The following is a 24,641-nucleotide window of genomic DNA, read 5'->3' as shown; positions in this document are numbered from 1 at the left end:
GTTTGATTATTTTTCATAACCAATTTAAAACTAACTAAACTAATTATGAATAATAAAATTTTAATATGGTCTATTACTGCAGCCTTAGCAGGTTTTCTTTTTGGCTTTGATACTGTAGTAATTTCTGGGGCAGATAAAAAATTACAAGCACTTTGGGGATCATCTGATGCTTTTCATGGTTCTGTTGTTATGGCAATGGCATTATGGGGAACAGTTATTGGAGCTTTGTTTGGAGGTATACCAACAAACAGACTTGGTAGAAAGAAAACCTTAATTTGGATTGGATTATTTTATTTTATTTCGGCAGTAGGTTCTGCTCTAGTAAATGACCCTTATACATTTGCATTTTTTAGATTTTTAGGCGGTGTAGGTGTTGGAGCTTCAACTATTGCAGCACCTGCGTATGTTTCAGAGATTTCTCCAGCAAAAGATAGAGGTAGACTAGTAGCACTTTATCAGTTCAATATTGTTTTAGGAATTCTAATAGCATTTTTATCAAATTATTTACTTAGAAATGTAGGTGAAAATGCATGGCGATGGATGATTGGTGTTGAAGCTTTTCCAGCTCTAATTTACACCATACTTGTTTTTACCGTTCCTAAAAGTCCAAGGTGGTTAATTTCTAAAAACAGAAATGAAGAAGCTAAAGAGGTTCTTAAAATTATAAATCCAGATGGTGATGTTCAAAAGTTAATGCAAGACATAAAAACAGAAAGCGAAAGTCATACATCAGGGGAAAATATTTTCATGAAAAAATATCGTTTTCCTTTGATGCTTGCTTTTCTTGTAGCTATGTTCAATCAATTTTCAGGAATAAATGCCTTTTTGTATTATGCTCCAAGAATTTTTGAAGAAGCAGGTTTAGGAGAAAGTACCGCATTATTAAGTAGTATAGGTATTGGATTAACCAATTTACTATTTACACTATTAGGTGTGTTTTTAATAGATAGGCTAGGAAGAAAAGTATTAATGTACATAGGTTCTATAGGTTATATAATTTCTTTAAGCTTGGTTTCTATGGCATTCTTTTTAGATTGGGAAGGTTTAGCAGTACCTATTTTTCTGTTTATGTTTATAGCATCGCACGCTATAGGGCAAGGAGCAATAATTTGGGTATACATTTCTGAAATATTCCCAAATCATTTAAGAGCAAGTGGGCAATCTTTTGGTACATCAACCCATTGGGTGTTAGCTGCAATAATACCATCATTGGTACCTGTGCTTTTCTCAACTATCGGTGCTGGAATTGTTTTTATGATATTTGCTATCATGATGGTTTTCCAACTATTATTTGTAATTTTTATGATGCCAGAAACAAAAGGTATATCACTTGAGGAATTAAGTAAAAAATTGATACGAGATGAAAAATAAAAAATATTATTACACACTATTTATCCTTACAGTAGCTTTAATTTTTGCAACTACAAGTTGTAAACAAAATAAAACCCAAAATGATACTGAATTAGTTATTTCAGAAGAAAGTCAAAAAGAGGAAACATTATATAGGCCTAATTTTCATTTTACACCCAAAGCTAATTGGATGAACGATCCTAACGGCATGTTTTACTTAAATGGCAAATACCACTTATATTTTCAATATTACCCAGATGGAAATGTTTGGGGGCCTATGCATTGGGGTCATGCTATTAGTAAAGATATGGTTACTTGGGAAGAACAGCCAATTGCGTTGTATCCAGACGATTTAGGCTATATATTTTCTGGAAGTGCCGTAGTAGATAAAAATAACACTTCAGGTTTTGGAAAAGACGGTGTTACTCCTGTAATAGCCATTTTTACTTATCATAATATGGAAGGTGAAAAAGCGGGTAAAATTGATTTTCAAAGTCAAGCGATAGCTTACTCGTTAGATGAAGGAATGACTTGGGCGAAATATGAAGAAAACCCAGTAATTCCTAATCCTGGTATTAAAGATTTTAGAGATCCAAAAGTAGTTTGGGATGAGACAATTAATAAATGGATTATGTCGTTGGCAGCTGGAAATAAAATTATGTTTTACAGTTCTCCTAATTTAAAAGATTGGACGTTTGAATCAGAGTTTGGAGAAAATTTAGGTGCTCACGGAGGAGTTTGGGAGTGTCCAGATTTATTTCCAATACAAGTTGATGGTAGCGATAAAATTAAATGGGTATTAATAGTAAGTATTAACCCAGGTGGACCCAATGGAGGTAGTGCAACTCAATACTTTGTGGGAGATTTTGATGGAACAAGATTTATACTTGATGAAGGATTTTCAGGTCAATTACAAGATAAAAATGCTGTGTGGCTTGATTATGGGCGTGATAATTATGCAGGAGTTACGTGGTCGAATATTCCGAAATCTGATGGTAGGAGACTATTTATAGGTTGGATGTCTAATTGGGATTATGCTAGAGATGTACCTACTTTTAAATGGAGAAGTTCAATGACTACTGCTAGAGAACTAAAACTTAAAAAGAATGAATATGGGTTTAATTTACAAAGTTTACCAGTTAATGAGTTGTTTAGTTATGCTTCAAAAAATATCCAGAAAGATTCAATAAACAGTAACGAAATTGAAGGCTTATTAAATAAATCTGATATTAATTTTGCAAAATTAAACCTTCGATTTAAATTGAAAGATTTAAAAAAGGAAAAGTATAGTTTACTTTTTTTTAATAAGGTAGGTGACACTCTTTCTTTAGGGTTAAACAATTTAGAAAACGAGTTTTTTATCAACAGACAAAATTCTGGTGAAGTAGATTTTTCTGAAAAATTTGCTTCAAAAATTTCCAAGGTAAAAGCATCTAAAAACCTTCAAGAGCTTAAAGTTCAAATTGTATTAGATAAAACATCAGTAGAAGTTTTTTATAATGAGGGTGAAACAGTAATGACAGAATTATTTTTTCCTAAACAACCACTAGAAATGTTTTCTATAATTTCAAATGATGAAACTTTCAGCATAGAGAATTTAAATATTCAAGAATTTAAATTTAAATAAAATGTCTAGAATTGTTTGTTTTGGAGAAGTTTTATGGGATGTTTTTCATAATTATAAAAAAATTGGAGGCGCGCCATTAAATGTGGCTTTAAGATTAAATTCTTTTGGTAATCATGTAAATATAGTTAGTAGTGTTGGTAACGATTCAGATGGAAAGGAAATCATAAATTTTATTGAAGAAAATGCTATTACAAGTCAAGAAGTACAGGTAAATGAAGCGTTTAAAACAAGTCATGTTAAAGTTGTTTTAGATAAAAATGGATCTGCTTCTTATAATATTGAGTTTCCTTGTGCTTGGGATTATATTGAATTAAGAGATTCAACAAAAGAAATAGTAAAAAAGGCTGGTGCTTTTATTTTTGGAAGCCTTATAACCAGAAATGAAGTTTCGAGAAATACACTTTTTAGTCTTCTGAAATTAGCAAATTTTAAAGTTTTTGATGTTAATTTAAGAGCGCCACATTATACCATGAGTCTTTTAGAGAAACTTATGAATGTTGCTGATTTTATAAAATTTAATGATGAAGAATTGTTGGAGATTTGTGAGTATTATAATTTCAAATCAGAAGATTTAGAAGATAATATAATATTCATTTCTAAAAAAACGAATACAGAACACATCTGTGTAACATTAGGCGGTAATGGCGCGGTATTTTATACTAATGATACTTTTTTTAAGAGCTCAGGTTACAAGGTTGCTGTAAAAGATACCGTAGGTGCAGGAGATTCGTTTCTTGCAACTTTAATTGATGGAATACTTAAAAATAATAATCCGAAAACATCTATTGACTACGCTTGTGCTGTTGGTGCTTTAGTGGCTTCTAAGGATGGTGCTAATCCAAAAATTAAAACTAGTGATATAGATTTTATTATCAATCAATAATTTTCTTTGTAGAATTTCTAAAAACAATATTAGTTGGTACTTCAACAATTTTTGATGTTATAGCTTTTCCTTGTTCTATATTATTTAAATTTTCAAAAAGAAGTTGAAATGCTCTTTCACCTATTTCATATGCAGGTTGGTTTACAGTAGTTAAAGTAGGTGAGGTTGTTTTACACATAAACCAATTGCTAAAACCAATTACAGAAACTTGTTTGGGAACCTTAATTTTCATGTCTCTTAAACTGTTAAGAACTCCTATGGCAACAGGGTCTATAAATGCAAAAATACCATCAAGTTTTGGGTGGTCATTAATTATTTTACTTGTTAAATTATAACCATCTTCATAAGATAGATTTTCGCTTGTGTAAATTAAAGATTTATCAAAAGGTATATTATATTTCTCTAGAGCTTTTTTATATCCCATATATCTATCTATGGTAGTTTTAGGTTTTAACGGACCAGTTATATGGGCAATGGTTTTACATCCTGTTTTTATGAGGTGTTCTGTCGCGTCAAAAGCTGCTTTTCTGTCATCTATAATAACCTTTGGGCAATCAATGAGCTGGGAAACCTTGTCAAATAAAACTACTGGCATGCCTTCACTAATTATACTATTAATATGATCATATTTAATTGTCTTATCTGAAAGCGAAAGTAAAATACCATCAATATTTTTATCAACAAGTAATTTTAGTTGTTTTTTTTCATCTTCATAGGATTCATAAGATTGGAGAACAATTACTAAATAGCCATGTTTTTCAGCTTCATTAATAACCCCATTTATAATACTAGAAAAAAAATGATGTACTAAATCTGGAACTAAAAGTCCAATAATTTTAGAGCCTTTGCTTTTTAAGCTTTGGGCAAAAGCATTAGGGGTGTAATTTAAATCTTTAGCTAATTTTTGAACTCTTAGTTTGGTTTCTGGATTAATGTCAGAATAATTTTTTAAAGCCTTTGAAACTGTTGAGGTTGAAAGCCCTAATGTATTTGCTATTACTTTTAAAGTAACTTTTGCCATTGCTAAAATTTAAAATTTATATCGAAAAAAAGTAAATTTATCTTAAAAGCTAATTATAAAAAAAATATTTTTAATGTTAACAGAGTTTTAATCCAGTGTCATTGATTATGGGTAATACACTATTAAATTAACAATATATGAGGATTAATTTCATTTAAAACCTAATTACTAATCAATTAGATTTTATTTATATTAATAAAAAAGTAAGATTATTAGTATAATAATAATCATCGAAAACGATTTCGGTAAAAAAATAGACTTTTTTATGTTGATTATTTTTTTATATCTTTATAAAATGTAAAATTCGTAATTAAATTAACAGCATTTTAACACTACCTATATAAATGTCATTTAATTAACAAATTAATTATTAACTAAACTCAATATGAAAAACAAATTACTAAAAAAGCTTTTGCTTCCTTTAGCTATGCTACTAGGAAGTTTTATTTATGCGCAAACAGTAACAGGCACTGTTTCCGATGTTTCAGGTCCTCTACCAGGGGTTAATGTAATTGTAAAAGGAACAACTACAGGAACTCAAACAGATTTTAATGGTAAATATTCTTTAGATGTTGATTCAGCAGACGCAATTCTGGAGTTCAGCTTCTTAGGGTATGCCACGCAACAAATCGCTGTGAATGGACAATCAACCATTAATGTTCTACTTGAAGAAGACACTAGTGTTCTTGATGAGGTTGTTGTAATCGGTTATGGTACAACTACTGTTAAAGATGCTACTGGTGCTGTTGCTTCTGTTACTTCAGAAGATTTTCAGAAAGGTGTAATTTCATCTCCAGAGCAACTAATTCAAGGTAAAACAGCCGGTGTACAAATTTCTCAAACTAGTGGTGAACCAGGTGGAGGTATTAATGTCCGTATTAGAGGAACAAATTCTGTACGTTCAAACAATAATCCATTATTTGTGGTAGATGGCGTGCCTTTAGGAGGTGAATCTATTTCTGCTGGTGGTGCTGATATTACAGGTGGTGAAGGTGGAACAAGTGAATCAAGTAACCCATTAAGTTTTTTAAATCCTAATGACATCGAAAGTATTTCAATACTTAAAGATGCATCTTCTACAGCTATCTATGGTTCAAGAGGTGCAAATGGTGTTGTAATAATTACAACCAAAACAGGTAAAGCTGGTGGAGAAGGTGTTTGGGAGTTTAATTCATCTTTAAGTTTTAGCTCTCCAGCAGATGAGTATGATTTATTAGACAGAGATCAATATTTAAGTGCTTATGCTTCTTATGGAGGTGATCCTGCTACTGTTGATGCTGGTGCGAATACAGATTGGCAAGATGTAGTAACAAGATCTTCTGTTTCTAACGATCAAAATTTATCATATTCTAAAAACTATGGTAAAGGTAACATTAGAGGTACATTTAGTTTTAGCGATCAACAAGGTGTTGTTGTTAATTCATCTTTAACACGTGTAACGGGTAGAGTTAATTGGTTACATCGTTTCTTAGATGATAAATTAACCGTTAATTTACAGGCAACTATGAGTGCTATTGATGAAGAAGCACCTATGGTAACTGGTAGTGGTGGATTTAGAGGAGATTTATTAGGTATGGCATATTCTGCTAATCCTACATGGCCTAACGATCCATTATTTGATCCAGGTTCAAACCCAAGTCCAGCTAACGTATTAGCAAACTACGAAAGTTTAACAGATACAAATAGAAACTTATTTAACGCATCTCTTAACTATGATTTCTCTTCAGAGTTTTCAGCTAAGTTGAATTTAGGGCACGATAGTTCAAGATCATCAAGATCAGCTGTAATATCTCGTGATACTTATGGGTATTCTACAGGTATTTTAGGTAATGGTCGAGGAGGAATAAATAATCTGGATACAGAAAGTAAGTTAATGGAATTAACTTTAAATTATAAAAAAGAATTTGATAATTCTAATTTAGATGTTCTTGTTGGTTATTCATTCCAAGATTTTAGAAGAGAAGGAATTAATATCAATGCTTGGGGGTTCAACACATCTAGCCTTACGGGAATGGTGGATGATATAAGAAGTTCTGCAAATGCTATTGAAAGCCGTATAAGTGGTCCGTATCAACAATATGGTATTGGGTCAAATCTATCTCAAGTTTTTGTAAACAGATTATTTCCAGCTATTGCAACAGATAATATTAATGCACCAAGCTTAGCAGTGAATTCAATTTTTGCTGATAGATTTGATAATACTGATGAATTACAATCGTTCTTCGGTAGAGTTAATTATACCATTGCAAATAAATATTTATTTACTGCAACATTTAGAGCTGATGGTTCATCTCGTTTTGGTGGAGATAATCAATATGGTTACTTCCCTTCTGGAGCATTTGCTTGGAAAATAAATGAAGAAGATTTTATTGGAGATAAGGTTTCTACTTTAAAACTTCGTCTAGGAGCTGGTATCACAGGTAATCAAGAGGGTATTGGTTATGGTAACTTTGTGAACCGTACTAGATATGGCACTCAAGGAATACAAAATGGGGGTGATTTAAACATACCTGGTACTAATTCAGTATCGTTCGCTGATCCTTCATTAAAGTGGGAAGAAACCACATCATATAATGTTGGTCTTGATTTTGGTTTTAACAATGACAGACTTTCTGGTAGTATTGATGTGTATAGAAAAGAAACTACAGATTTCTTATTACAAATTCAAGCTGCTCAACCATCTCCACAGCCATTCTTCTTTACTAATTTAGATGGTACTATATTAAATCAAGGTGTTGAATTTATGATAGCTTACGATATTATTCAGTCTGAAGATTTTAACTGGAATATGTCTTACAACATGTCATTCAATGAAAATGAATTGCAGGATTTTGGAGGTTTAATTCAGGCAGGTACGATTAGAGGACAAGGTTTAACAGGAGCTTATGCGCAAATTTTAGCAGGAGGATACCCATTATTTTCGTATTTCTTGAGAGAATTTGAAGGTTTTGATTCAAATGGTCAGCCAATTGGTGATGTTCAAACTTTTGTTGGAAAAGATGCTGTGCCTGATGTATTAGCAGGTTTATCTACCAGTTTATCATATAAGAACTGGGATTTATCAGCTTATTTTAATGGTCAGTTTGATTATCATGTATATAACAATACAAAGAATGCATTCTTTACAGCAGGTTCAATTGCAGGTGGAAGAAACGTAACACAAGATGTGATAGGTAATGGGGAATCTGGATCTGCAGCTGCATCAGTATCTACAAGATTTTTAGAAAAAGGAGACTTTATTAGATTACAAAATGCAACTCTAGGATACAACTTTCCATTAAGTGGAGAAGGAACTTTTAAAAGTTTAAGAATGTCTTTAACAGGTCAAAACTTATTATTAATCACAGATTACAGTGGGTTGGATCCAGAAGTAAGTGTAAATCCAGCAGGAGCAGATTTATTAAACAATCTACCTACGGCTGGTATTGACTGGTCTGGATACCCAAGACCTAGAACTTTTACATTAGGATTAAGAGCAACATTTTAAAAAAAAGAAGAATTATGAAAACAAAACAAATTAAAAAATATGTATTGTTGCCTTTGTTAACAATATTTATTGCATCATGTACCGATCTCGAAATAGAAGGTACAGACTCCATTATTAATCCGCCAGCAGAAAGTGGAGCTTTTCCAGGAGTTAGTGATGTTGATGCATCTATTGATAATGCCTACAACGGATTAAACAGAGTAGGAGATCAGGCAAATATTTATGCAATTTCAGAAGTTTCTACAGATGAATTATTAATACCTACTCGTGGAACAGACTGGGGTGATAATGGTATTTGGAGAACATTACACACACATAGTTGGGATGCGAATCACAATTATATTTTAGCGGCATGGAATAACTGGAATTCAACAATTTTTGGAGCATCAGAGATTCTTGACCCAGCTAGTGGAGCTAATGCTGAACAAGCTGCACATGCTAGCTTTATTAGAGCTTATGCTATATATATTATTATGGATAATTTTGGACAAGTGCCTTTTAGAAATCCAGGAGAAGGACCAGAAATAAATCCTGAAGTTTTAAGTAGAACTGATGCATTAGCATTAGCGTTGTCAGATTTAGATACAGCAATTGCTGGATTACCTGCAGCTTCTGCTGGTAGTGGTGACGACCTTAAAAGAGGAACAAAAGCAGCGGCTAGATTTTTAAAAGCTAAATTGTTATTAAATGCTCATGTATATGATGGAACAGGATCTGCAGATGCTGGGAATATGAATCAAGTTGTAGCTTTAGTTGATGAAATTGCTGCAGAAGGATTTGCTTTAGAGTCTGGTTATTTCGATATTTTTAAACAAGATGCAGATAATGAAACAATCTGGTGGTTACCAACAGGTGTAGGTAATAGAATATGGAATGGTATGCACTACAATATCAACGCCCCAGATAATGAAGGTGGAGGTTGGAACGGTTTTACTACCTTATCTGAATTCTACGATTTATTCGAAGGTGCACCAGATAACAACTATGTTGGAGCTGGTCAAGAAGAAAGAAGAGGTTGGGTTCCTGACGCTTCAAATGCAGATATGACTAACTTAGGAATTGGTTATGGTTTCTTAATTGGAAAGCAATATAATGAAGACGGAACAGTTCTTAAAAATAGAGCAGGTCAAGATTTAGAGTTTACACGTGATTTTCCTGGGCTAGTAGGTAATAATGATGCAACAGGTATTAGAACTATTAAGTATCATCCTGTAAATGGATCATTTACGAGTCACGAGATTATGTTTAGATATGCTGATGCTCATTTAATGAAAGCTGAAGCTATTATGCGTGGAGCTACTGGAGGTGATGCACTAGCAATGGTTAATGAATTACGTACTCTAAGAGGTGCAACTCCACTAGGTTCTTTAACAGAGTCAGACATGATTGATGAAAGAGGTAGAGAGTTTTATAAAGAAATGTGGAGAAGAAATGATTTAGTACGTTTTGGACAATTTACAAAAGATTGGGAGTTTAAAAACCCAGATGCTGTAGGTGACGAAACAAAAAATCTTTTCCCAATTCCAGCAGGAGCACTTTTATCTAACCCTAATTTAACACAAAATCCAGGGTACTAATAAAAAGAAATAGTATTTAAAAGTTTAAAAGAAGGAGATTTATCTCCTTCTTTTTTTTGTTATTAACTTTTCATTAATCTTTTTAAACTTTTATTAATTAAAAGCTTCAATTTATAATTCTAAATTGCGTGTTTCTTGTCAATAATTTTTACGCAAGAATTTAAATGCTATAAAAAAGAATGTTGAATTTGAATAAAATATTCATTGTGTTTTTTTTATTGTTTTATTCTTGTAATAAGAATGAAACGCTTTTTAATCAATTAAACGAAAAAGAGACAGGAATAGATTTCACAAATAATTTATCAAATACTCCTGAATTTAACATTTTAAAATATTTGTATTTTTATAATGGGGCAGGTGTTTCTGTAGGAGATTTTAATAATGATGGATTGATTGATGTTTACTTCACATCAAATCAAAAAGATGATAAACTCTATATTAATTTAGGAGGTTTCAAATTTAAAGATGTTACAACTCAGGCAGGGATAAACAATAGTAAAGGATGGACAACAGGTGTTGCTACTGTAGATATTAACAATGACGGTCTTTTAGATATTTATGTTTGTAAAACAGCATCAATTTTTGATGATAAAACAGATTCAAACTTATTATTTGTAAATCAAGGTAACAAAAATGGGAAGCCTTTTTTTAAAGAAGAATCTAAAAAATATGGACTAGATTTTAAAGGCTATTCTACCCAAGCCGTTTTTTTTGATTACGATTTAGATTCCGACCTTGATATGTTTCTTTTAAACCATTCGGTGCATCCAAATAGAAATTATGGAAATGGTAGAAAAAGAAATGGTGTCGATTCTTTATCTGGAGACAAACTATACGAAAACAAAAATGGAATATTTCATAATGTTTCCAATCAATCAGGGATTTTTCAGGGAACAATAGGTTATGGTCTAGGAGTTTCTGTAAGTGATGTAAATAATGATGGTTATCCAGACATTTATGTAGGTAATGATTTTTTTGAGAATGATTATTTATATATCAACCAAAAAGATAAAACGTTTAAAGAAATTATTTCAGCAGATAAGTCAAAGTTAGGTCATACCACGCATTTTTCAATGGGAAATGCAGTTAACGACTTAAATAATGATGGTCTTATGGATATCATTTCATTAGATATGTTACCAGAGGATATCAAAACCTATAAGACTTCAGGATTAGAATATCCGTATCAAACTTACGAGTCTTATTTAAAATATGGGTATTCGCCTCAATTTATGCAGAACACATTTCATGTTAATGCAGGTAACGGAAATTTTAATGAGGTTGGTTATTTAAGTGGAATTGCTGCTACAGAATGGTCTTGGAGTCCTTTAGTTGCAGATTTTGATAATGATGGTGAAAAGGATATTTATATTACAAATGGTATTTTAGGAGCAACAAATGATATGGATTTTATTAGCTTTATTTCTAATGAAGAAATTCAAAAGAAACTTGATGGTAAACTAACCGAAGATGAGCTAGCTTTAATTAATAAAATTCCCGAAAAGAAAATTCAGAATTATTTCTTTAAAAACAATGGTAATAATACGTTTGATGATTATTCCAAAAAATGGCTAGACAACAATACCTCTTTTAGTAATGGAGCGGGTTATGCAGATTTTGATAATGATGGGGATTTAGATATTGTTGTGAATAATGTAAACGAAACAGCTTTTATTTTAGAAAATACATTAGTAAAAGATAGTATTAAAAACACTTACTTAAAAGTGAAGTTTAAAGGTGCTAAAAACAATCCTAATGGTATTGGAGCAAAAGTTTACGCCTTTAAAGACAATAAAGTAAATGCAAATGAAAATTATACAACTCGAGGCTACTTATCATCAGTAGAACCAAAAGTTTATATAGGTTTAGGTGAAACTACAAGAATAGATTCTTTACAAGTAATCTGGCCAAATGGTGCTTATCAAACCATTAAAAACGTTGCAATTAATCAGGAAATTACCGTTGCAATAGAAAATGCTAAAGGAAATTATTACAAGCTTCCTATAAATAAGACTAATTCTTGCTTATTAAATATACCATCACTTTTCAATTTTAAACATAAAGATAATAGCTCTATTGAGTTTAATAGAGATCCACTTGTACCTTATGCAAGTACAAATCTGGGTTCAAGTGTTTCTGTTGCTGATATTAATAACGATGGATTAGAAGATGTTTTTGTCTGTGGAGGAAAAAAACAATCTAGTCAGCTACTACTTCAGATAAATGAAAGCGAGTTTCAATCTGTTCAAGAGGAATTGTTTTTAGTTGATGAGATAAGTGAAGATATTAGTTCTGCATTTTTTGATGCAAATGGAGATGGTTTTAAGGATCTACTTGTAGTAAGTGGAGGTAATGAGTTTAAAAGAGGTAAACCTATACAGCCAAGGCTTTATTTTAATGAAAATGGGTCGTTTGTAAAAGATACCACTCAGTTTGATAATATTGAAATTAATGCATCAAAAGTAAAAGCGGTTGATATTGATAATGATTCAGATTTAGATATTGTAATCACTTCAAACCTCCTTCCGTGGCAATTTGGAATAACACCAAAGCAATACATTTTTGAAAATGATGGAAAAGGAAATTTTACTAATGTAAGCACTATGTTTGGTGAAGAATTTCAAAATATAGGAAATGTTCAAGACATTGTTTGGGTTGATTTAAATAATGATAAATTGTTAGATGCCATAGCAGTTGGCTATTGGATGCCAGTAAGTGTTTTTATAAACGATGGGAAAAAATTACACCTTCAAACAAAAAGTAATATTGAAAATACCAACGGTTGGTGGAACTCAGTAAAAGTTGCAGATTTTGATAAAGATGGAGATTTAGATATTGTTGCAGGAAATTGGGGTTTAAACACAAGACTTAAAGCTTCTTACGAGGAGCCAATAACATTGTACAGTAATGATTTTGATGATAACGGAACTATAGATCCAATTGTGACTTACTTTTATCAAAACCAGGAAACTACATTCTCATCTAAAGATGAGCTTGTAAAACAAATTCCACTTTTAAATAAAAAATACCTGTCGTATCAAAATTTTGCAAATGCAAAGTTTAACGACTTATTACCTTCAGATAAAATTAAAAGTGCTTACAAAAAACACGTTTACGAACTAGCATCTTGTTATTTTGAAAATCTAGGAAATAATACTTTCAAAAAACACCAATTGCCTTTAATGACACAAGTATCAACTGTAAATGATATGTTTGTTGATGATTTTAATAACGATAGTTTTTTAGATATACTTTTAGTAGGTAATAACTACGAAATTAGTACACATTTAGGTAAATTAGACGCTTCGCATGGGAGTCTTTTGCTAAATGACAAAGAAGGATTTTTTCATGAAATTGAAAATCAGCAATTTGATATTTCAGGACCCGCTAGAAACATTGAAAAAATAGAAATTAATGATAATATCTATTTCATAGTTTCAAGAAATAATGACACTCCAATTTTTTTAAAGAAAAGTAAATAAATATGAAAAAGAGATTAACAAAGTTTAATTTTTTGCTGCTTTTTAGTTTAGCAGTTTTTATTAATTCGTGTAAATCTGATAAGAAGGAAAAAACAGAAGTTGATAATAAAAAAGAAACGCTATTTACCTTAATGAGTCCTGCAGAAACAGGTATTAACTTTGTAAACAAAGTAGTAAATCAAAAAAACTTCAATATTTTTAAATATCGAAATTTTTATAATGGAGGAGGAGTTGCTATTGGCGATATAAATAATGATGGACTTCCAGATATTTACCTTACTGCAAATATGGAAGGAAATAAACTCTTTTTAAATAAAGGAAATTTTAAGTTTGAGGATATCTCAGAGTCAGCAGGAATTGTTGGTAATAAACCATGGTCTACAGGAGTTGTTATGGTAGATATTAATCAAGATGGGTTGCTTGATATTTATGTAAGTAATGCTGGGAATTTAGAGGGTAATAATCACGATAACGACTTATATATAAATAATGGAGATTTAACCTTTACCCAGAAAGCAGAAGAATATAATCTAGCAAAAACGGGTTTTTCTACACATGCTTCATTTTTCGATTATGATAAAGACGGCGATTTAGATGCCTATATTTTAAACAATAGTAATATACCAGTAAGTAGTTTAGGTTATGCCGAACAACGTGATAAGAGAGCCCAAGATTGGGAAAATGTACCAGAAATTTTTAGAGGTGTAGGCGACATGCTATTAAGAAACGATAATGGAAAATTTGTTGATGTTAGCGAAGAAGCAGGAATTTATGGAAGTCTTATCGGTTTTGGTTTAGGAGTTATGATAAGCGATATAAATGGAGATTTATACCCAGATATTTATGTGTCTAACGATTTTTATGAACGCGATTATCTATACATTAATCAACAAGATGGAACTTTTACAGAAGAAATAAAAGATTGGACATCGCATTTGTGCTTATCTGCAATGGGTGTTGATATGGCAGACATAAACAACGACGGAAACATCGATATTTTTATAACAGATATGCTTCCGGAAGGAGATCAACGCGTTAAATCGGTGATGACCTTTGAAGGTTATAACGTATTCAAGCTAAAACAAAGTAAAGACTTTCATCAGCAGTACATACAAAATACACTTCAAATAAATAATGGAAATAATACGTTTTCTGAAACAGCTTACTATAGTGGAGTTGCTGCAACAGATTGGAGTTGGGCAGGTTTATTGTTTGATATGGATAACGATGGCTTTAGAGATATTTTTATAACAAATGGAGTTAATCATGATTTAACCGATTTAGATTTTGTTGATTTTTTTGCCAATGATATCATTCAAAAAATGGCATTAACAGGAAAAAAAGAAGCTATCGATTCTATTATTAAAAAGATGCCAGTTCGTCCGCAACCAAACTATGCTTACAGAAACAACAAAGACATTACATTTAGCAATGCCAATAAAGATTGGGGTTTTGAAACGCCAACACTTTCTAATGGTGCTGCTTATGCCGATTTAGATAATGATGGCGATTTAGATTTAGTCATTAATAACGTAAATATGGATGCTTATGTTTATAAAAATAATTCTGAAACATTTACTAACAATAACCATATTCGAATAAAACTAAAAGGAAGTAAAGCAAATCCGTTTGCAATTGGCAGCACCATAAAACTCTATTATGAAGATAATATTGTGGTACAAGAACAAGTTCCATCTAGAGGGTTTCAATCTTCGGTAGATTATACTATGACTATTGGTTTGGGAGAAGTAAAAACTATAGATTCACTTCGTGTAATTTGGCCTAATGACAAAACTCAAAAATTAGAAAATATTGAAGTGAATCAGGTTTTAACTCTAAATTTAGATGACGCTAAAGACACTCAAAAACCTTTTAAGCTTGAAAAGAAAAAAACACTATTGGCAGAATTACCAAATACTAAGTTTTTGGCACATAAAGAAAACCAGTATTCCGATTTTGACCACGAAGGGTTAATTCCTAAAATGCTTTCTCAAGAAGGTCCAGCTTTGGCAGTTGGCGATGTTAACGGCGATGGGAATGAAGATTTTTACATTGGTGGCGCAAAAGATCAACAAGGAGTTCTATACTTAAATTTAGGTAATGGAAATATTAAATTATTACCTCAAAAAGCTTTTGTTGAAGATGCAAATTTAGAGGATACTGCAGCAACTTTTTTTGATGCCGATAAAGATGGAGATTTAGATTTAATTGTTGGTTCTGGAGGAAACGAAGTAGGTGAAGAAAATAATTATAAACCGAGGTTGTATTTAAATAACGGAAAAGGTGTTTTTAGTTTATCACCAAATTACTTACCTAAAACAAACAAAAACATTTCAGTTATAGTAACCAATGATTTTGATAACGATGGAGATGAAGATGTATTTGTTGGTTCCAGAAGTGTAGTTGGTACTTATGGTGTTAATCCAAATCATTTATTTCTTGAAAATAATGGAGATGGAACATTTAGTGATGCTACTGAGCGTTTAGCATACGATTTAAAAAATGCAGGTATGGTAACTAATGCTATTTGGGCAGATATAAACGGAGATGGTAAAAAGGATCTCATAACAGTATCTGAATGGGACACGCCTAAAATATTTAGAAACACAGGCAGGCGATTAACAAAAATGGATTCTTCATTAGATGAAATGAGTGGTATGTGGGGTGTTCTAGAAGCTGCAGATTTTGATAATGATGGCGATTTAGATTTAGTTTTTGGAAATCAAGGAGAAAACACAACATATAGAACAACAAAAGAGCACCCAATGAGAATGTGGGTAAATGATTTTGATAACAACGGAACAATAGAACAAATTGTTACCAGAGATTTTGATGGTAAAGATTATCCGGTTCACATGAAAAAGGAGCTTACAGCTCAAATGGTTAAACTTAAAAAGGAGAATTTAAAAGCTTCAGAATACGCTAAAAGAACAATTAATGAGTTGTTTTCTAAAGAAATAATAGACAACGCCATAAAAAAACAAAGTAGTACAACCGAAACTGTTGTTGCAATAAACAATGGTAATGGTCAGTTCAGTATTAAAAAACTTCCGAGTAGAGTACAGTTGTCATGCGTTTGCGGTATTACATGTACCGATATAAATAATGATGGAAACGTAGATATTATTATGGGAGGTAATAACTTTGAGTTTAAACCACAATACTCTCGTCTTGACGCCAATTTAGGTAATGTTTTAATTAATAAAGGCGATTTTAATTTTGAATGGCAAGATTATAATACTAGTGGTTTTGCAATAAGTGACGAGATAAAGCACCTAAAACAATTTAAAGATAAAGATGGCAAAACGTATGTTATTGCTGCAATTAATGATAGTAAACCAAAGATATTTTCGATAAATGAATAATTTTAAAACACATACATTTTTACTGACTATATTAATCTTTGGTTGTAACCAGAAGGAAGATTTATTGTTTAAAAACCCATCTTCAGATAAAACAGGACTCAAATTTTCTAATGTAATTTCTGAAACCAACGATTTAAATATTTTAGATTATCTCTATTATTATAATGGAGGAGGTATTTCAGTAGGAGATATTAATAATGATGGATTACCAGATATTTTTCTTTCAGGAAATCAGGTTAAAAACAAGTTGTTTTTAAATAAAGGCGATTTAGAGTTTGAAGACATTTCAGAAAAAGCGAAAATTCAAGGTAACAGTTCCTGGAATACAGGAGCGGTTATGGGTGATGTAAATGGCGATGGATTATTGGATATTTATGTTTGTGCCGTAGTTGGTTTAAATGGCTTTAATGGCTTTAATGAGTTATACATAAACAATGGTGATGAGACTTTTACAGAAAGTGCTGCAAAATACCAACTCGATCATGAATCTTATAGTTCATCCTCTGCTTTTTTAGATTATGATTTAGATGGCGATTTGGATTTGTATCTTTTAAATCACGCCATTCATACACCAGAATCCTTTGGAAAAGCCGATTTAAGATTCAAGAGAAACTACCAAACAGGTGATAAGTTACTAAGAAATGATAATGGTGTATTTACAGATGTAAGTGAAGAAGCTGGAATTTATGGTGGTGTTAATGGTTATGGTTTAGGTATTGCAATTTCAGATTTTAATCAAGATGGTTTTCCAGATATTTTTGTGGGTAACGATTTTCATGAAGATGACTATTATTACATAAACAACACAGACGGTACATTTTCAGAAAAACTAAAAGATTATTTTGGTCATACTTCTCGTTTCTCAATGGGTAATGATGTGGCAGATATTAATCATGATGGTTGGCCAGACATTATATCTTTAGATATGTTGCCTGAAGACGAAACGGTTTTAAAATCATCTGAAGGCGATGATAATATCCAAGTACAAAAACTACGAACAGAAAAGTACGGTTACCATTATCAGTTTACTAGAAATATGCTTTTTGTAAATCAGCAAAATGCTAATTATCTAGAAACAGCTTTAATGAGTGGTGTGGCTGCAACAGATTGGAGTTGGAGTGCATTATTCGCAGATTATAATCAAGATGGCGAGCAGGATTTATTCATTTCTAATGGTATACCAAAACGCCCTAATAATTTAGATTTCATCAAGTTTGCTTCAAACGATCAAATTCAAAAGAAAATAGACAATACAAAACTAGTAGACCAACAAGCTCTTAATATGATGCCTTCTGGTAGAACACATAATGTCATCTTTAAAGGCTCAGAAAGTTTAATGTTTGAAGATATGTCTGGTCAATGGATGGAAAAAGATAATTTTGTGTCTGGTGCTACCGCAATTTCCGATTTAGATAATGATGGCGATTTAGATGTGATAGTTAATAATTTAAATGATGAAGTAGCATTGTATGTTAACCAAACAAATAATAAAGCCAATTATTTAAAAATTAAGTTTAATTACAATAAGCCTAATGCCTTTGGAATTGGGACTAAAGTTTACGCTTATAACAATGGTAAATTGCAATACAAAGAGTTGTACACTGTTAGAGGTTTTCAAGCCTCTTCAGAACCTACAATTCATTTTGGGTTAGGTACTTCTCAAAAAGTAGATTCAATTAAAGTGGTTTGGCCAAATAAAACGTATCAAATTTTAAAAGATGTTCAGGTAAATCAAACGCTTAATATTTCACCAGAAAACACTAAGCCATTCAATTACGAGACTCTAAACAACACACCTAAATCTCTTTTTAAATTAACAGACAAAACAGGAGTTGATTTTGTTCATGAAGAAGATAATTTTATAGATTTTAATCGACAAAAACTTATTCCTTACCAAGTTTCAGATAGAGGACCAGCATTAGCAATTGGTGATTTAAATGGCGATGGTAAAGACGATATTTACTTTGGAAGTTCAAGATACAAACCTTCAAAAATATTTTTCCAATCAGATTCTATTTATGTTGAGCAAAGAATAAATGATATTGCTAAAGATTCTATAAATGAGGATGTCACTGCTGTGATTTCAGATTTTAATAAAGATGGAAGAAATGATTTGTTAGTAGGAACAGGTGGAGCGCATTTTTCAAATAAAATGAAACCTCTTCTTGATACGTATTATAAACAAACACTTGAAGGGTTTGAAAATGAAACATTACCAGAATTTTACGAAAATGCTTCAATTATTAAAACTGCGGATTTTGATAATGATGGTGATTTAGATGTGTTTATTGGAAGCAATACTATTTCTAACGATTTTGGAAACATACCAGATTCTTATTTGTTAAAAAATGACAATGGTAATTTCTCAGTAGTTCAAAATGATGTTTTTGAAAAAATAGGAATGATAACCGATGCTGTTTGGGAAGATTTTAATAACGATGGAAATATTGATTTAATTTTAGTGGGAGAATGGATGAGTCCAAAATTCCTAAAAAATAACAATGGAAATTTTGTTGAAGAAAATGTGTTAAATTCTAAATTAAACGGGCTTTGGCAACAAATTACGCCTTTTGATATGGATGGAGATGGAGATACAGATTATTTGTTGGGTAACTGGGGAAACAACTCAAAATTTAAAGCTTCAAAAGAGCACGCCATGAAAATGTACTATGCAGATTTTGATGGTAACGGCAGTACAGAGAGCATAGTTTGTACATTTAAAAACGGCAAGTACTATCCGCTTTTAGGGTTAGATGAATTAGCTGGCCAAATAGTGAGTTTAAAAAAGAAATTTACAACTTATAAAGATTTTGCAGGAAAATCTATTGAAGAAATTTTTGATAAAGAAACTTTAAAAAAGGCAGTTATTCTTGAGGTTGACGAACTTAAATCTGGATACTTAAAAAACGACAATAGTAAATTTACATTTATACCTTTTAAAAATGAATTACAGGTTTCACCAATCACTGCTTTTGTAAAATATGATTTTGACGCAGATGGAAAAGAAGATGTTTTAGCTGGTGGAAACTATTTTGGTGTAACACCTTTTCATGGTAGGTTTGATTCTTTTCCTGGAGCGCTAATTAAAAGCGAAAACGAAATTTTATTAGGTAACAGTTTAGGTTTAGATTTTAGTGAAAAATCAATAAGACATTTAAATATAATAACCTTAAAAGGTAAACCACATTTATTAGTAACAATTAATAACTACAAAGCTCAAGTTTATGAGCTAACAAATTAATTTTTAATTATGAAATTGAATAAAACACCCTTGCTTTTAGTTGCTTTAATGGTTTCTGTAATAGCTTGCAAAGATAATTCTCAACCTATAGTGGTTACAACAGATGAGTTTCATAAATCTGTAGATAAAGTTGTAGATGTTATGGTTCATGATATATTTTCTCCACCAGTTGCTAGTAGAGTTTTTGTATACCCAAACATCGCTGCCTATGAAATTATAGCTCAAGAAAATCCTGATTATAATTCTTTAGCAGGACAAATTGAGCATTTTAATGGAATACCAAAAGCAGATACTTCAAAAAAAATTAATTATCAATTAGCTGCTTTAGTTGCCCATATGGAGATGAGTAAAAAATTGATTTTTTCTGAAAATGTTATTGAAGAATTTAGAGACAGTTTATACCAAGTTTGGAAATCAAAAAATTCATCTCAATTTGAAGCATCAAAAGCATATGGTTTAGAAGTTTCAGATTCTATTACAAAGTGGATGAACAAAGATAATTACGCTCAAACTAGAACGATGTCTAAGTTTAGAGTAGATTCTGATGATGAAGAACGTTGGCAGCCAACACCACCAACTTATATGGATGGTTTGGAACCACATTGGAGTAAAATTCGACCTTTTTTACTCGATTCATCAGCACAATTTAAACCAATTCCACCTCCAAAATATTCAATGGATGAGAATTCAGATTTCTATAAAGAGCTAAAAGAGGTTTATGACACGAGTTTAAGAATTACAAAAGAAGGTGATGAATCAGAAGAAATTGAAATCGCTCAATTTTGGGATTGTAACCCATATGTGTCTGTAACTCGTGGACATTTAATGTTTGCAACTAAAAAAATTACTCCAGGAGCACATTGGATAGGTATTACAAAAATTGCATGTAAAACGGACAAAGCAGATTTTGATAAAACACTTTTCGCTTATACAAAAACATCAATAGCTATTGCTGATGCTTTTATAAGTTGTTGGGATGAAAAATACAGAAGTAATTTGGTGCGCCCTGAAACTTTAATTAATAATCATTTTGATGATGAGTGGAAACCTATTTTACAAACGCCTCCTTTTCCAGAATATACCAGTGGACATTCAGTTGTTTCTGGAGCATCTGCAACTGTTTTAACGGATATATTTGGTGATAATTTTAGCTTTTTAGATGATACAGAAACACGTTACGGATTACCTATTCGATCTTTTCAATCGTTTAATAAAGCAGCAGAAGAAGCTGCAATAAGTAGAATGTATGGAGGTATTCACTACCGAGCGGCTGTAGAAGTTGGTATTGGCCAAGGTAAAAAAGTAGGGAATTTAGTAGTTGATAAGTTGAAAATGAAAAATTAGTATGTTTAGATTAAAGTCATTAAAGTTTATACTGCCTATAGTATTAATCGTAGTTGGTATATGGTATTTTGTTATTAAAGATTATAATTATAGAATAACTTTTACAATTAATCAACCTCAAGGAATTGTATATCATGGTTTAACAAAATGGAATAATGGGCAATTACCAAATAATAAAGTGGTTACTACATTAAACCAAACTCCGTTTAATCAAATTTCTCAAAGTTTAATGGTTGGTGATTCAGTTTTTAAAATCAATTGGGAATTAAAAAAGAAAAACGATTCTTCAACTTTTGTGATTGCAAAAATTAAGGATGAGAAAAACAGTTTTAAGCAAAATTTACAAGTTCCATTTACTAATAATACGTTTGTTAAACAGAGTATTTCTGTAGTAAAAAATTTTTCAGAAACACTTTTGTTAAATAAGAAGAATTATAAAATTTCAGATGTAACACGCGATAAAATACCAACAAGATACTGTGCTTATATCCCTTTACAATCTTCAACTGAAGGTAAAGCTAGTACAATGGTTAGAAATATTCCTAAAATAATGAATTATATTAAGGGTAATAATATTCAAATAACCGGTAGTCCTTTTGTTGAGGTTACTAATTGGGATATTGTAAAAGATAGTATTTCATTTAATTTTTGTTTTCCAATTCAAAAAACAAATTCATATCCAAAAACAGACCAAGTGTTTTTTAAACAAACTAAAGAAAGAGAAGTGTTAAAAACCATTTTTAATGGTAATTACAAAATTTCGCATATGGCTTGGTATAAAATAATTAATTATGCAGAAGTCAACAATATTAAAATAGATAAATTACCTGTTGAATTCTTTCTTAACGACCCTCATGCAGGAGGAAATGACCTTGAATGGGTTGCTGAAGTTTATATGGGAATTACAGACTGATTTTTTTGATAAAACATTCAGATTGATATCCAGATTTTGTGAATTTAAGTAGCTTTCGAAAACGTTTTCGATTAAATACTACTTCATTATGTTCCTAAAATTGTAAATTACAATAAAATTTAAAGAAATTAGTAAGATTCACTTATTAAGCAGCTGCTGTTTATAAATAAGAATGAATTAAAAATTAGTTTTATTATTTAACTTCATACCATGAAAAAAATAAGTCTTTATTTAAATAGTTTAGTTCTTTTATTGTTGGTTTTAAGTTCATGTACAAAAGCCGAAACAAGTTTTACCGTTAATTCACCAGATAGTAATATTTCAGTTGAGTTTGCACTGTCAACTACAGGTCAACCTATGTATTTGGTAAAACATAAAAACAAAACGGTTATAGATACATCTTTTATGAGTTTTGATTTTAAAGATTTACCCGCTTTAAAGGATAACTTTAAAATTTTAAATTCTACAACAGGAACAGCAGATGAAACATGGCAAATGCCTTGGGGAGAACAAATTGATGTAAGAAATAATTATAATGAACTAGTTGTTAATCTTCAAGAGGAATCCGAAACAAAACGACTTATAAATATTCATTTTAAAGTTTATGATGATGGTTTGGGTTTTAGATATGAGTTTCCTGAACAAGATAATTTAAAAGAAGTTTTAATAACTGACGAAAACACAGAATTCAATTTAACAGGCGACCATAAAGTATGGTGGATTCCTGGTGATTGGGATCTTTATGAGCATCTTTATAACGAAACTAAGTTTTCTGAGATTGATGCACTTTCAAAACAAAATCACCCGAATTTAAATGCAACATATATTCCTGAAAATGCTGTAAATACTCCAGTTACTATGAAAACTGATGATGGTTTGTATTTAAGTTTTCATGAGGCAGATTTAACCAATTATGCTGGAATGACCTTAAAAGTTGATAACGAAAACTTAGACATGGTAAGCGAACTGGTTGGATCAGAAAGATTAGAGGGGAAAGCAAAAGTAAGCCCCCCATTTAATACACCTTGGCGAACTATTCAAATAGCTGAAAAGGCAGGTGATTTAATAGAGTCTAAACTTATTTTAAACCTAAATGATCCAAACGTAATAGGAGACGTTAGTTATTTTACACCAATGAAATATGTTGGCATATGGTGGGAAATGCATATTGGTAAATCTACTTGGGATCTTGAAGGAAGTCAAGATATGAATACATTTACAACAGGTAAAGTGGGAACTTCTCGTCATGGTGCAACTACAGAAAATGCAAAGAAATATATTGATTTTGCATCAGCAAATGGTGTTAAAGGATTACTTGTTGAAGGTTGGAATACGGGTTGGGATCAATGGATAAATACCGATGATAGAGAAGGGGTTTTCGATTTTATGACGCCTTATTCCGATTATGATTTTGATGAGGTTATGGCTTACGCAAAAGAAAAAGGTGTTGAAGTGATTATGCATCACGAAACATCGGCAGCTCCAAGAACTTATGAAAAACAAATGGATGTAGCTTACGATTTTATGAAAGCTAACGGCATTAATTCAGTTAAAACAGGGTATGTTGGAAAAATCATTCCTAAAGGGGAATATCATCATGGTCAATGGATGGTAAATCATTATCATAAAGTTTTAGAAGAAGCAGCCAAAAAGAAAATAGCAGTGAATGCACACGAGCCAATTAAAGCTACTGGAAAGCGTAGAACTTATCCAAATGCGATTGCACGAGAAGGGTTAAGAGGACAAGAGTTTAATGCTTGGGCAAGCGATGGCGGTAATCCAACAGATCATTTGTCTGTAGTTGCATTTACAAGAATGTTATCTGGACCAATAGATTTTACACCGGGTGTATTCAATATTAAGTTTGATGAGTATAAAAAAGACAATCAAGTTAACACCACATTAGCACATCAATTAGCACTTTATGTAGTTATTTATAGTCCAATTCAAATGGCTTGCGATTTGCCAGAGCATTATATACTTGATGGTAAAGTGCATCCTGCATTTAAATTTATAACAGATGTTGGTGTAGATTGGGAACAAACAAAGGTTTTAAGTGGTGAAGTTGGAGATTTTGTAACAATTGCCCGAAAAGAAAAAGAAACTAGTAATTGGTTTGTTGGTGGAATAACCGATGAAAATGAAAGAATAGAAACCATTACTTTTGATTTTCTGGATGAAGGTAAAACTTATAAGGCTAGACTTTACAAAGATGGACCAAATGCACATTGGAATGAAAATCCTCAAGATTATTCAATAGAAGAATTAGAATTAACAAAAACATCCACTTTAGATATAAAGCTTGCTCCGGGAGGCGGGTTTGCTATTAGCATTTTGCAAGAATAGTAATA

General features: G+C 31.4%; 12 protein-coding genes. 11 read left to right on the top strand and 1 reads right to left on the bottom strand.

Annotated elements, in window-relative coordinates; genetic code table 11:
• Positions 1-45: 45 nt before the first annotated feature.
• The 3 genes from MBM09_RS14265 to MBM09_RS14255 are packed head-to-tail and all read left to right on the top strand — an operon-like array spanning position 46 to position 3,860.
• The gene (locus MBM09_RS14265; protein ID WP_238674391.1) at positions 46-1,371 is read left to right on the top strand and encodes a sugar porter family MFS transporter; all 1,326 of its coding nucleotides are present in this window, start codon (positions 46-48) and stop codon (positions 1,369-1,371) included.
• Positions 1,361-2,977 carry a glycoside hydrolase family 32 protein gene (locus MBM09_RS14260; protein ID WP_238674390.1) on the top strand — a complete coding sequence of 539 codons (1,617 nt, stop codon included), beginning with the start codon at positions 1,361-1,363 and terminating at the stop codon, positions 2,975-2,977. The genes MBM09_RS14265 and MBM09_RS14260 overlap by 11 nt, the downstream gene beginning before the upstream one ends.
• Before the next feature lies 1 nt (position 2,978).
• Positions 2,979-3,860 (top strand): carbohydrate kinase, encoded by an 882-nt coding sequence (locus MBM09_RS14255; protein WP_238674389.1) that lies wholly within the window; start codon positions 2,979-2,981, stop codon positions 3,858-3,860.
• Here the strand turns inward: MBM09_RS14255 and MBM09_RS14250 are convergent.
• A complete protein-coding gene (locus MBM09_RS14250; protein ID WP_238674388.1) occupies positions 3,850-4,881 on the bottom strand; it encodes a LacI family DNA-binding transcriptional regulator in 1,032 nt (343 codons plus the stop codon). The genes MBM09_RS14255 and MBM09_RS14250 overlap by 11 nt on opposite strands.
• A gap of 385 nt (positions 4,882-5,266) precedes the next feature.
• Here MBM09_RS14250 and MBM09_RS14245 point away from each other — a divergent pair, with 385 nt between their 5' ends.
• The 8 genes from MBM09_RS14245 (at position 5,267) to MBM09_RS14210 (ending at position 24,636) form a co-directional block, all read left to right on the top strand.
• The gene (locus MBM09_RS14245) at positions 5,267-8,368 is read left to right on the top strand and encodes a SusC/RagA family TonB-linked outer membrane protein (RefSeq protein ID WP_238674387.1); all 3,102 of its coding nucleotides are present in this window, start codon (positions 5,267-5,269) and stop codon (positions 8,366-8,368) included.
• A 14-nt stretch (positions 8,369-8,382) separates the two neighbouring features.
• Entirely contained in the window at positions 8,383-9,945 is a 1,563-nt protein-coding gene (locus MBM09_RS14240) for a RagB/SusD family nutrient uptake outer membrane protein (RefSeq protein ID WP_238674386.1), read from the top strand.
• Between the two features lie 179 nt (positions 9,946-10,124).
• The gene (locus MBM09_RS14235; protein ID WP_238674385.1) at positions 10,125-13,427 is read left to right on the top strand and encodes a VCBS repeat-containing protein; all 3,303 of its coding nucleotides are present in this window, start codon (positions 10,125-10,127) and stop codon (positions 13,425-13,427) included.
• A gap of 2 nt (positions 13,428-13,429) precedes the next feature.
• A complete protein-coding gene (locus MBM09_RS14230; protein WP_238674384.1) occupies positions 13,430-16,792 on the top strand; it encodes a VCBS repeat-containing protein in 3,363 nt (1,120 codons plus the stop codon).
• On the top strand, positions 16,785-20,033 hold the full coding sequence (locus MBM09_RS14225) for a VCBS repeat-containing protein (RefSeq protein ID WP_238674383.1): 3,249 nt from the start codon (positions 16,785-16,787) through the stop codon (positions 20,031-20,033). Before MBM09_RS14230 ends, MBM09_RS14225 begins: the two co-directional genes overlap by 8 nt.
• A gap of 9 nt (positions 20,034-20,042) precedes the next feature.
• Positions 20,043-21,377, top strand: coding sequence for a vanadium-dependent haloperoxidase (locus MBM09_RS14220; protein WP_238674382.1), 1,335 nt, complete (start codon positions 20,043-20,045; stop codon positions 21,375-21,377).
• A gap of 1 nt (position 21,378) precedes the next feature.
• Positions 21,379-22,290 carry a hypothetical protein gene (locus MBM09_RS14215; RefSeq protein ID WP_238674381.1) on the top strand — a complete coding sequence of 304 codons (912 nt, stop codon included), beginning with the start codon at positions 21,379-21,381 and terminating at the stop codon, positions 22,288-22,290.
• 210 nt (positions 22,291-22,500) lie between these two features.
• Entirely contained in the window at positions 22,501-24,636 is a 2,136-nt protein-coding gene (locus tag MBM09_RS14210; protein WP_238674380.1) for a glycoside hydrolase family 97 protein, read from the top strand.
• Positions 24,637-24,641 lie beyond the last annotated feature (5 nt).

The sequence above is a fragment of the Flaviramulus sp. BrNp1-15 genome, from assembly GCF_022259695.1.
Lineage (GTDB): Bacteria > Bacteroidota > Bacteroidia > Flavobacteriales > Flavobacteriaceae > BrNp1-15.
The sequence above is the reverse complement of the archived record's forward strand: the minus strand, read 5'-3'. Positions and strand labels throughout refer to the sequence as shown.